General features: G+C 40.2%; 11 protein-coding genes. 1 reads left to right on the forward strand and 10 read right to left on the reverse strand.

What is annotated here, in order from left to right; translation table 11 throughout:
• The first annotated feature begins 1 nt into the window (after position 1).
• Positions 2 to 367, forward strand: coding sequence for a VOC family protein (locus P9Q65_RS05235; RefSeq protein ID WP_304508319.1), 366 nt, complete (start codon positions 2 to 4; stop codon positions 365 to 367).
• Between the two features lie 139 nt (positions 368 to 506).
• Here the strand turns inward: P9Q65_RS05235 and P9Q65_RS05240 are convergent, their stop codons facing one another.
• The 10 genes from P9Q65_RS05240 to P9Q65_RS05285 form a co-directional block, all read right to left on the reverse strand.
• Positions 507 to 824 carry a TfoX/Sxy family protein gene (locus P9Q65_RS05240; RefSeq protein ID WP_304508320.1) on the reverse strand — a complete coding sequence of 106 codons (318 nt, stop codon included), beginning with the start codon at positions 822 to 824 and terminating at the stop codon, positions 507 to 509.
• A gap of 365 nt (positions 825 to 1,189) precedes the next feature.
• The gene (locus P9Q65_RS05245) at positions 1,190 to 2,140 is read right to left on the reverse strand and encodes an AEC family transporter (RefSeq protein ID WP_304508321.1); all 951 of its coding nucleotides are present in this window, start codon (positions 2,138 to 2,140) and stop codon (positions 1,190 to 1,192) included.
• A 21-nt stretch (positions 2,141 to 2,161) separates the two neighbouring features.
• The gene (locus P9Q65_RS05250) at positions 2,162 to 2,914 is read right to left on the reverse strand and encodes an MBL fold metallo-hydrolase (RefSeq protein WP_304508322.1); all 753 of its coding nucleotides are present in this window, start codon (positions 2,912 to 2,914) and stop codon (positions 2,162 to 2,164) included.
• Positions 2,915 to 3,064: 150 nt separating this feature from the next.
• The gene (locus P9Q65_RS05255) at positions 3,065 to 3,532 is read right to left on the reverse strand and encodes a PPC domain-containing DNA-binding protein (protein WP_304508323.1); all 468 of its coding nucleotides are present in this window, start codon (positions 3,530 to 3,532) and stop codon (positions 3,065 to 3,067) included.
• Between the two features lie 155 nt (positions 3,533 to 3,687).
• Positions 3,688 to 4,566 carry an NAD(P)-dependent oxidoreductase gene (locus tag P9Q65_RS05260; RefSeq protein ID WP_304508324.1) on the reverse strand — a complete coding sequence of 293 codons (879 nt, stop codon included), beginning with the start codon at positions 4,564 to 4,566 and terminating at the stop codon, positions 3,688 to 3,690.
• A 15-nt stretch (positions 4,567 to 4,581) separates the two neighbouring features.
• On the reverse strand, positions 4,582 to 6,294 hold the full coding sequence (lpdA, locus tag P9Q65_RS05265; protein ID WP_304508325.1) for a dihydrolipoyl dehydrogenase: 1,713 nt from the start codon (positions 6,292 to 6,294) through the stop codon (positions 4,582 to 4,584).
• A gap of 330 nt (positions 6,295 to 6,624) precedes the next feature.
• On the reverse strand, positions 6,625 to 7,863 hold the full coding sequence (locus P9Q65_RS05270) for a dihydrolipoamide acetyltransferase family protein (RefSeq protein WP_304508326.1): 1,239 nt from the start codon (positions 7,861 to 7,863) through the stop codon (positions 6,625 to 6,627).
• A gap of 16 nt (positions 7,864 to 7,879) precedes the next feature.
• On the reverse strand, positions 7,880 to 8,860 hold the full coding sequence (locus tag P9Q65_RS05275; RefSeq protein ID WP_304508327.1) for an alpha-ketoacid dehydrogenase subunit beta: 981 nt from the start codon (positions 8,858 to 8,860) through the stop codon (positions 7,880 to 7,882).
• Complete coding sequence (locus P9Q65_RS05280) at positions 8,857 to 9,855, reverse strand: thiamine pyrophosphate-dependent dehydrogenase E1 component subunit alpha (RefSeq protein ID WP_330695225.1); 999 nt, start codon at positions 9,853 to 9,855, stop codon at positions 8,857 to 8,859. The genes P9Q65_RS05275 and P9Q65_RS05280 overlap by 4 nt, the downstream gene beginning before the upstream one ends.
• A gap of 302 nt (positions 9,856 to 10,157) precedes the next feature.
• Positions 10,158 to 11,302 (reverse strand): TRAP transporter large permease (locus P9Q65_RS05285; protein WP_304508328.1); only part of this gene is annotated, 1,145 nt, incomplete at its 5' end.

The following is an 11,302-nucleotide window of genomic DNA, read 5'->3' on the forward strand; positions in this document are numbered from 1 at the left end:
TATGTTTACTTTTAATCACTATAATTTTAATATTTTAAATTTGGAAAAAAGCTTAAAATTCTATGAAGATGCCTTGGGATTAAAGGAAGTCCGCAGATTGGAAGCTCCCGATGGAAGTTGGAAACTGGTTTATCTGGGTGATGGCGTAACCGATTTCAGCTTAGAATTGACCTGGCTTAAAGACCGCACCCAGCCTTACAATTTAGGAGAAAATGAGTTTCATCTTGCCTTTGAATCAGCGGACTTTAATGCAGCTTATGAAAAACACAAAAAAATGGATTGCATTTGTTTTGAAAATCCTGAAATGGGTATTTATTTTATCAATGACCCTGATAATTACTGGATCGAAATAATCCCAAAAAAGTAACCAAGGACAGCAAAATCCCTATCTCCAAGCCCACCTGTTCGAAAAAAAATAAGACCCTTCTTTTTAGAAGGGTTTTTTTGATTCAGAAAGAATTACTCTAATTCTCAAGAAAAACAACCTTTGTCTTCCTATCACTTTTTTATTTGTTTTTCTTTTTGGGTACAGGCAAATCATCCGCGATCTGTCGAACCACACAGGCTAAAAAATCTCTGTCGTCTATATTTTCAATGACATATGATGGTTTTGCCCCTTCATATGCACAACCCATGGGAAAACCCTCAAGATTTTTCTGAGCAGAAGGTGTATTTTTCAAAAACAGCTGATCATCACATACCAAACCAATTACCTTATCATCACAATATAAACAATAATCTCCCATCATTTTGAGATAGCGAATACTTCCCGCTTCCCCCATTTGCTCTGCGATATATTGAACCAATCCTTCATCCGAGGCCATCATTTTTCTCCTTTCTAATCATACCAACGTACTTTTGTGGAAAATTTTATTGTCTATTGTAAAGCATATCACTAGACAGAAAAAAAAACAACTGCCTTTCGGCAGTCGAATTTGGGAGTGGGAATAAGGTTAAATAACCCCTTCCCTGCATAAACCAACAAAAAGAGGGTTTTTCATTGGCTTATTTTTGGAAGCATACATAAAATTTGTTTCTGATACTACAATATCATTATACACAAAAAGGTAAGAAAGACGTATTAATAAAGTGTTAAGGAATTTCCCAAGAAATGGGGAAATCCCGCACTTGCTTTTTACTCTTTTCCTTGAAAAAACAGACTTTTACTCTTCGTAGTTAGTCTCTCTCCTTATATAAGTCCCACGTTCCGCAAAATATAAATGAAGAAAAACAATGTAAATGCTGAAAAGATCATGGAATAAATTAAAAAATCTCCTGCCAATTCATAATCTGCATCAAATTGTATTGCCATCTGATAATTGGTAATGGCTGTGGGTGCAGAAACAAAAATGAATACGGGAATTAAATCAACTCCTCTTAAATGGAGAAGGTATACTGCCGCCCATAAGAAAACTGAAGGCACAATTACCAGCTTTGTGATTAGCCCAACCAGCAATTCCTTCATGTTTCTTTTTGCCGAGCGAAATTCAAACTGCCCACCTAAAAATAGAAAAGCCAAGGGTGTTGCAGTTTTTGCTACATCGTTGCCTGCAGTATGTAAAAAAGTTGGAAAAGGCAACTTAAAAATATAAAATATTAACCCTAAAATGACGCCCCAAATAATTGGGTTTTTCAATGCATTTAAAAAAGCTTTTTTTGCACTAGGTTTTTCTCCCCCCACGTCAGCAAAAGCAGCATAAACAAATACCGCTAAGGTATTTAATATTGGTAAGGTAGCCGCCATAATTGACGTAGCCAAAGTAAGACTTTGGGCACCCCCCAAAGATTTTGAAAATGGTAATCCATACAACATAAAATTACCTCGATACATGCACTGAATCATAACGCCAACCTTCCGGCGTTCCTTAACAAATCTGGGAATCACTATTGTTAATATTCCCACAGATATTAATATAACCCCAATACAGAATAAAATTATTTTCACATAAGTAAAATCAATACTTGCAGCATCATAAAGATTAAAAAATACCAGCACAGGAAACAAGACATTAAAACATAGGGCATTTCCCCTAGCAACAAACTCTTCTGTTAAAATGCCCCCTCTTTTTAGCAAAAAACCCAAAAATACAATACTAAAGGCCGGCGCAACCGCATTAAAAGCAAATATAAGATTTTCCATCCAAACCCCTTCTTTCGACGTTTAAAAGGAGAGGTTTTGCCCGCTCTGATTCCAGATTAAAACGGTTTCTCCCTCTTGCGTATTTTTTTCTACATCCCTTTGCGCCATTTTATAGTACATAAAACGATCGTCCGCGGGTGATGGCAAATGATAAATAACAATTTGTTTCACCTTCAAATACGCACGCAATATTTTTCTACCCTTGGGATGATTATAGAAAATCGGAGTAACAAAAGCAATATCAGCGGTAAAATCTTTTTGCTTTTCAAATTCCTCCTCAAAATAATCCGCATCGGATAAAAATGCAAGCTTCACCCCATCTAAATCCAACCGAAAACATTGATTGGGAACATCATAGTATTTTTTATCCACATGCCTTGTAGTAAACACCTTTAACTTTATTCCTTGTTCCAGTACCGCCTCATTATTTTGATCAAGCTCAATAATCTTATCTGCAAATTCCGCCTCAGCAGCAGCCAAACCCATAGTATCATCAATGGGTGGAAAACAAATCCCTTTGACTTCATTTGCTGCCATGTATTCCATAAAGTACGGCGTATAGTAATGGTCATAATGAGAGTGGGAAAATAATAAATAATCTACATTTGCCAATTCGCCTTTTCCTTTTTTCATTAATTTCCACGCCCAATCAGGCAAATCTGAAAAGTTTTCTCCTAAATCTTTATACAACCCATCTAACATGATTCTAACACCCTTATGAAACACAGCCACTCCGGCGTTAGAGATCAATATTGCATAGCTTTTTTGCTCCATAATTATTCTCCAAATCAGTTTAATATATTATTTTAAAATAAAGGCGGCTAAAAAGCCGCCTCCTAACTTCTGTAACATGGGATATTGCACAAGTCCCCAAAATCTCAAAATGAGCTTTCAAGTGGCATAAAACAAAGTGCTTTTCCGTGTTTATTTCTGCTTTGGTGCAAAAATAAACACTTCTAAATCCTCATCATAGCCTCTGCCCATTTCAACACCATCAACTTCACCAATAATAACATCAACCGTCATAAGTACTTTATTGCCTTCGATCAAGTGTCCACCGTGGCCATTGCCATATTGATCTGTTAAACCATAATGTACATGCAGCAATGTTTCCCCTTTGTCATCATGGCAAATCATACCGGACATATTGACTAATTCGATTGCACCCCTTAAAATTATGGGTTCTCCATATCCATAGCCTGCCTTTTTATCTTTCAGCGGAACTGGATTAAAGAATTGTGCACCATTTAAACTGCCAATACCGCTCAAAATAACACCGTCTTTGATGCCATAATCCTTGCAGATTTTTTCAAGTCCTAAAAGCACATCCTCACCGGGGCTCATTCTTGCAGCAACAATTCTTTTGATATTACCTTGTGCAGATGTAATCATAATTTAGCTCCTCTCTGTCTCTCATATTTCACAAAAATTATTTTAATCAAAGAGAAAAAGCCCTCTGCACAATAGACTTCCATCCGAAAGTCCAAATACAAAGGGATTTTTCTCAGGAACAAGACCGTTCTCTGTGTTCCCTTCATTCAAATATTTTATTTTACTTCTACATCCATATCCCGTTCAAACATTTTCACAAGAGCGCACTGGTCTTCATTAATTAAACCTGCTTCTTCCATTCGATTCATGTAATGTAAAACCAGAGCAGACATAGGAATCTCTACACCCATATCCTCTGCAAGCTTTGCAGCATTTTTCATGTCTTTCTGATGAACTGCGATTCTGGCACTTGCACTAAAATCTCTGCTGATAATTTTAGGGACTTTCAAATCCATAACTGCATTTTGGGCAAACCCGTCCTTAATTGCATTAAACAATACCTCTGGATCTAAGCCGGCTTTTACAGCGAAAGTATATGCTTCAGAAACGGCAATCAAGTTACAACCAACAATCATATTGTTCGCCAATTTTGCCACATCACCGCATCCCGTAGAACCCATGTATGTTACTCTGCTTCCCACGCAGCCAATCAATTCTTCTACTTCATCAAATACTTCCTTGTCACCACCGCACATAACAACCAGTGTGCCTCCAATGGCACCTGTTTCGCCACCGCTGACAGGAGAATCAATCAAAGCCATCCCTGCTGCCTTTACCTCTGGATAGAGTTTGCGAATCACCCCAGGGAAGGTTGAACTGAAGTCCACAATAATTGTCCCTTTTTTACCCTGAGCCATAATCTCACTTACTACACTCTCTACCAATTCATTTTTGGGCAAACACAAGAATATAATCTCACAATTTTCGTATATATCTTTTGCTTCTGACGTAGCAACGCCGCCAGCCTCAGCAAACTTCTGTCGGGAAGCTTCCATAACATCAAAACCAATTACAGGGCAACCGCTTTTTTTAAAAATATTTACGGCCATGGGAAGCCCCATAATACCCATTCCAATAAAACCGACCTTCTTCATAGAGTTTCCTCCTAATTATTTATTGGGAATATGAATTGCTCTCTTTTCGGCCGCCAGTGCCGCTTCTCTTACCGCCTCTGTTACAGTGGGATGGGCATGTATTGTAGCAATGATATCTTCTACCGTTGCTTCCATCCCAATCGCCAATGCACATTCGCCAATCAAGTCTGTCGCTCTGGGGCCAAGAATATGAACGCCTAATACTTCTTTATATTCTTTGCCGATGATAAACTTAATCATACCAATGCCACCGTTCATAATCAAGGACTTTCCGTTGGCCATAAGAGGGAACTTCCCTACCTGGAAGTCCATTCCCATTTCTTTTGCTTTTTCTTCTGTCAAACCAACGCCTGCAAATTCGGGGTCTGTATAAACACAGGAAGGGTTTGTTGCGCCATCATAAACTACATCTTCACCCAAAGCATTTTCCGCTGCAATTTCGCCCTGGGCAGATGCAACGTGAGCAAGCATAACTTTTCCTAAGCAGTCACCGATTGCGTATACATTTGCCAAGCTGGTTTCCATCTTATCGTTTACAGCGATACGACCTCTGTCATGGGCAATACCAACACCATCTAAGTTTAGCGCTTCGGTATCTGTTCTTCTACCCACAGCAACCAATACTTTTTCCGCTGTAAATACTTCAACTTTGCCGCCCACTTCTACGTTTACCTTTGTATTTGCGCCAGCCCCTTCTACAGACTGCACCTTTGCATCCGTCATAATCTTGATGCCTCTGGTTTCCATCATTTTACGAAGCTGCGCTGTCAATTCTCCGTCCATCATCGGTAAAAGTTTGCTCATTGCTTCCACAACGGTTACTTCTGTGCCAAATCTGGAATAAGCAGTTGCCAATTCAATACCGATTACACCACCGCCAATTACCAACAGGCTCTTAGGAACGGTTTCAAAAGAAAGTGCACCTGTAGAATCTACGCAATTTGCATTTTCTTTTACACCGGGAATAGGAGGAACTGCGGGAACAGAGCCGGACGCAATAATAATTTTGTCAAAAGTCAAATTTTCCTTAGAGCCGTCTTCCTTTGTTACAGTCAAAGTATCCTTTGTTGCAAAGGAAGCAACACCTTCAATCACTTTAATCTTGTTGGCTTTCATTAAGCTGGTTACACCGCTTACCAACTGATTTGTGACAGCGCTTTTCTTTGCCTGCACCTTGTTCCAGTCAACACCTTTTACTTCAACGTTGATGCCCAATTCTGCCATGTTTTTTGCTTCAGCCAATGCTTCTGCGGAGTGCAACAGAACCTTTGTTGGGATACAGCCAACATTCAAACAAGTGCCGCCCAGTTTGTTTTTTTCAATCAAAGTTACTTCTCCACCCAACTGTGCTGCACGAATTGCAGTAACATAACCACCGGGGCCACCACCAATTACGGCAACGGTTGTTTTACCGACTTTTTTGGGGACGGGTGCTGCCGCAGGTGCCTGTGCTGCTGTGGGGGCAGGTGCTGCACCGCCAACAACTTCTCCAGCCTGTCCAATATATGCCAAAATACCCTTTACGGGTACATCTTCGCCTTCTTGTGCTACAATTTTGATCAGTGTTCCTTCTGCTTCACTAGCTACTTCACTGGTCAGTTTGTCTGTTGTGATTTCTAAAAGAATATCTCCAACTTTTACGGTATCGCCTTCTTTTTTGACCCACTTGGAAACAGTACCTTCTTCCATGGTCAAGCCAAGCTGAGGCATTTTTACCTCTACTGCCATTTGAATTCCTCCTAATCTTTCTTGTACATAACTTGTACACAACTTTTTTCGTTTTTTAAAAAAAGGGGTTTGAAAAGTTTGGAGAAATCCTCCTTAAAATAATTCTGTAATAAGGAGGACCTCTCACTGGACGTTCTTTATAGAATAATTGAGGGATAGATAATATAAAACTATTTTATAGCATTCTAAATTACACTTCTATAAAGTCGCCCAACTTATTTACTTCAAAGAAAAGTCCAAACCCTTTTCCTTTTATCATTTGTATTTCTTTTGTATGCATTTAAAGTATTTTATCTTTTGTAGTTACGCAAAACAAGACTATATCAAAAATTAAAGTAAGATTTTCATAGGATTTTCCAACAACTCTTTAATTGCCAATTCAAACTTAGCCGCTGTTGCACCATCAATCAGTCTGTGATCGAAAGTAAAGGAAATACGCATAAACTGTCTCTTGGAGATGTTCCCTTCGTCATCCATTACCAATTCATCCTGAACCGCACATACGCCCAGGATACCGGAATCCGGCTGATTTATAATAGGATCGAAGGTTTCTACGCCAAACATACCCAAGTTTGAAATAGAGAATGTAGAACCTTTATATTCGTCCATGCCCAATTTATTTGTTCTTGCTCTTTCAGCCAAATCCTTTGCTGTTGCAGAAATTTCTTCAAGGCTCATTTTGTCAATGTCCTTCAAAACAGGAACAATTAATCCCTCATCCAACGCAACTGCCATACCAATATTAACATGGGCACGTTTGATAATTTGATCGCCGTCCAATGAAACAAGGATGTGCTTGTTGTTTTTCAAAGCCTTTGCAACTGCCTTCAAAATAAAATCATTTACGGAATATTTTACGCCAAGATCTACGTTAATCTGCTTACGGAATTTCATCAAATCTGTTACATCAATCTTCACGTTTTGTGTTACGCTGGGGATTTCTCTGCGAGACTGTCCCATACGTTCTGCAACAACTTTTCTCATTCCTGCTAATTTTTCAACTTCATCGCCATCCATTAAGTCAACGGAACCTGATTTTACTACAGGTGCCGCTACTGGTGCAGGGGCTGCTACCGGTGCCGCGACTGGTGCATTTTCTGCTGCTGCTAAAATATCTTTCTGTACGATACGTCCCGCAGGACCGGTACCTTTTACATTTGTATAATCAATGCCCATTTTTGCCGCTGTTTTTCTCGCCAAAGGAGAGATGCGGATTCTACCGTTTACTGTTACAATAGGTGCAGGGGGCACTGCTACTGGTGCCGCTGCCACGGGTGCAGGTGCTGCTTCAGCCGCTGCGGGTGCCGCTTCTGCGCTACCTACTGCTTCTCCGGCTTCGCCGATATATGCCAACAAGCCTTTTACAGGAATATCTTCGCCTTCCTGTGCAACGATTTTCAACAATGTACCGTCAAATTCGCTTTCCACTTCGCTTGTCAATTTATCTGTTGTGATCTCTAAGATAACGTCGCCAGCCTTCACTGCGTCGCCTTCTTGTTTTACCCATCTGGTTACTGTGCCTTCTTCCATTGTAAGGCCCAACTGAGGCATCTTTACTTCAAAAGCCATGATTTTCCCTCCTTATTTACTTGTTCAAAACTTTTTTCACTGCTTTTACGATATCTGCAGGGTGAGGGAAGTTTTCATCCTCCAGTGTGGGGCTGAAAGGAGAAACAATATTCAGGCCACAAACACGCTCTACAGGCGCATCCAATTCATCAAATAATTCCTCTGAAATCTGGGCAGAAATTTCACTTGCATAGCTGCCTCTCTTCACTTCTTCGGAAACAACAATTACATTATGTGTCTTGGAAACAGACTTCACAATTGCATCCCAATCCAAGGGAACCAAAGTGCGAAGGTCAAGAACCTCTGCGTTAATTCCTTCTTTTGCCAACTCTTCAGCTGCTTCCAATGCGAAATATACTTCACGGCTCCATGTGATGATTGTTAAATCGGTACCTTCTCTTTTCACATCAGCAACGCCCAAAGGAATGGTATATTCTCCTTCAGGTAATTCTTCTTTTTTCGCATATAACAGCTTATGTTCTATAAAAATAACAGGGTCATCATCACGAATTGCTGACTTCAAAAGGCCTTTTGCATCTTCTGCTGTGGAAGGAGCCACAACTTTCAAGCCGGGTGTATGGCAAAATACATTTTCCAAACACTGGGAATGCTGACCTGCATTTCTTCTGCCGGCACCCATAGGTAATCTAAGTACCATAGGTACTGTTACCTGACCACCTGTCATATATCTCATCTTTGCTGCCTGGTTCAAAATAGGGTCAGCAGCAACCATAATAAAATCATCATACATTAATTCTGCTACAGGGCGGATGCCTCTCATGGCTGCGCCCACGGACATGCCACAGAATCCGGATTCGGAAATAGGTGTATCGTATACTCTATGTTCACCGAATTCCTCCTGGAAACCTACGGTGATACCAAATACATTACCCATTTTACCCATATCTTCACCAAGGATGATTACATTTTCATCTCTTGCCATTTCTTCATGTAACGCCTCACCAATCGCCTTGCTAATACTTAACTTTTTGCTCATCTTACAACACTCCTTTCATTATCAGAGCTATAAACTTCTGTTGTAGCTTCGGAAGGATCGGGGTATTCGGAATTTACAGCAAATTCATAAGCTGCTTCCATTTCAGCAGCTACTTCTGCTTCTACTGCTGCCAATTCTTCTTCGGTAGCCACCTTTTCATCCAATAATCTCGCTCTCATATTAGGAATGCCATCATCCTGATGTGCATGTTCCATGTATTCCGCAGGGCGGTAGTTCGCAGGATCACCACAGTAGTGTCCCTGATGACGATATGTTACACATTCAACGATGGAAGGACCATTTCCGGCTCTGGCAAAATCAGCTGCCTCTTTCACTGCTTCATAAACAATAACGGGGTCGTTGCCATCTACTGTAGTTCCCGGAATATCATAACCTTTTGCACGAACTGCAATGGTTTCTGTATTAGTTACAGAGTGAATGTTTGTTGAAACGCCATATCTATTATTTTCACAAAGGAAAACAACGGGGAGCTTCCAAGCAGCAGCCATGTTAACTGCTTCGTGGAATGTACCTTGGTTGGAAGCACTATCACCAAAGAAACAAAGTGTTACATGCTTGTCGCCCCATACCTTAGAAGCCAACGCAGAGCCTGCCGCAATGGGGATGCCTGCACCAACAATACCGTTTGCGCCCAAGTGATGCAAACCATCAACATCAGCAATGTGCATAGACCCGCCTTTCCCCTTGCAGTAACCTGTTTTCTTGCCAAATAATTCTGCAAGCATTTTATCTAACTGACCACCCTTTGCAATTGTGTGGCCGTGACCTCTGTGAGTTGTTGCCATGTAATCTTCTTTTTCGATGGCATAGCAAGCACCAGCTGCAACCGCTTCCTGACCAATGCACAAATGGATATTACCCGCAAGCATACCTTTTGTGAAGCATTCAGCAGCTCTTGTTTCGAAAGCTCTGATACGGATCATCATGCGATACAAGTCCATAAGCATTTCTTTAGAATATTTCTTCTTAGCCAATGAAATCACCCTTTTCTTAAGTTTATAAATTATTATGTTGTTTTGTATTACTTTCAATTCTTACGACTCTAACTTGTAACTTATCATGTCAATCCAGAGATGACTTCTATCACCTGTATTACAAGTAGAGGGCGAATGAAAAGCCGTACTCTTTTTTTACGGCCTACTGTATTTTTTTCTTTGGTTTCCAAAAAGCCTGTTTTCAGTCGTAACTATGATATTTTATCTTTTGTAATTTTTATTATTAGGTGCTGTCGTTACCGACAGCACCTATAATTCAATTGTAAACACATCTTAAGAAATTAGATCTGTCCTATTAATCTAGGTAAAAATAGAGATGTCTCTGGAACAAATGTTAATAAGAACAGCGCCACGATACCTGCAATGAGGAAAGGAATAATCTTCTTGCAAATATTCGCAACCGGAATTTCCGCCACGTTACAGCCAACATAAAGGTTAATACCAACGGGTGGCGTAATCATACCAATGGCCATATTAACTGTTAAGAACACACCTGCATGAAGTAAACTTACATCAATTGCATTCAGAACAGGAACAATGATTGGTAATAAGATGTAGAATGCAGAGTTTGCATCAAGGAAACAACCTGCAATCAAGAAAATAATATTAATTAACAGTAAGATTACATATCTGTTATCACTTACTGCAAGTACCATCTGAGACAACTGACTTGCAATCTGACTTGTTGTCAAAATCCAAGCAAATACAGCTGCTGAAGCAACGATGAACATTACTGTGGCAGAAGATACAGCAGATTCAATGAAAATATGATATAAGTCTTTCAGCTTAATTTCTTTGTAAATAAAGATCCCAACAATCAAACCATAGATTACTGCAATACCTGCGGCCTCTGTTGGTGTAAAGACACCTGCATAAATACCACCTAAAATAATAACAGGAGTCATTAAGCCCCAAAAAGCATCCTTAAAAGCAGCCATTCTGTCCTTTCTGCTCATTTTAGGCTGGGGAACAATGTCCTTATTATTTCTGGAATCCCAAGCCGCTGCCATATAGTAAGCAACACCTACGATAACACCAGGAATAATACCAGCTGTAAACAAAGCACCAACGGACACGTCAGTACAAGACGCATAAACTACATATGCAATGCTTGGAGGGATAATGATACCAATTGCACCGGAAGCACTAACCAATGCAGCGGGCATATCTTTACCATAACCAGCCTTAGTCATTGCAGGGATCAAAATAGGACCAATTGCCGCAACAGTAGCTGGGCCGGAACCGGAAATCGCCGCAAAGAAGCACGCAACGATAACTACTACTGCCATCAAACCGCCTTTTCTGTGACCAACACAAGCGTTGGCAAAATTAATCAAACGCTTAGAAATACCTGCATATTCCATAATGCTACCAGCTAAGATGAAGAAAGGAATTGCCAATAACGCAAACTTAGCAGTACCAGAAT

Origin of the sequence: Anaerotignum sp., from assembly GCF_030625865.1 — a bacterium.
Classification (GTDB): Bacteria; Bacillota; Clostridia; order Lachnospirales; family Anaerotignaceae; genus Chakrabartyella.

Coding starts and splice junctions, on each gene's coding strand:
- P9Q65_RS05255 (WP_304508323.1), bottom strand. CDS start 3,532: ATGATTACATCTGCACAAGGTAATATCAAAAGAATTGTTGCTGCAAGA.
- P9Q65_RS05235 (WP_304508319.1), top strand. CDS start 2: ATGTTTACTTTTAATCACTATAATTTTAATATTTTAAATTTGGAAAAA.
- P9Q65_RS05240 (WP_304508320.1), bottom strand. CDS start 824: ATGGCCTCGGATGAAGGATTGGTTCAATATATCGCAGAGCAAATGGGG.
- P9Q65_RS05250 (WP_304508322.1), bottom strand. CDS start 2,914: ATGGAGCAAAAAAGCTATGCAATATTGATCTCTAACGCCGGAGTGGCT.
- P9Q65_RS05245 (WP_304508321.1), bottom strand. CDS start 2,140: ATGGAAAATCTTATATTTGCTTTTAATGCGGTTGCGCCGGCCTTTAGT.
- P9Q65_RS05260 (WP_304508324.1), bottom strand. CDS start 4,566: ATGAAGAAGGTCGGTTTTATTGGAATGGGTATTATGGGGCTTCCCATG.
- P9Q65_RS05270 (WP_304508326.1), bottom strand. CDS start 7,863: ATGGCTTTTGAAGTAAAGATGCCTCAGTTGGGCCTTACAATGGAAGAA.
- P9Q65_RS05275 (WP_304508327.1), bottom strand. CDS start 8,860: ATGAGCAAAAAGTTAAGTATTAGCAAGGCGATTGGTGAGGCGTTACAT.
- lpdA (WP_304508325.1), bottom strand. CDS start 6,294: ATGGCAGTAGAGGTAAAAATGCCTCAGCTTGGCTTGACCATGGAAGAA.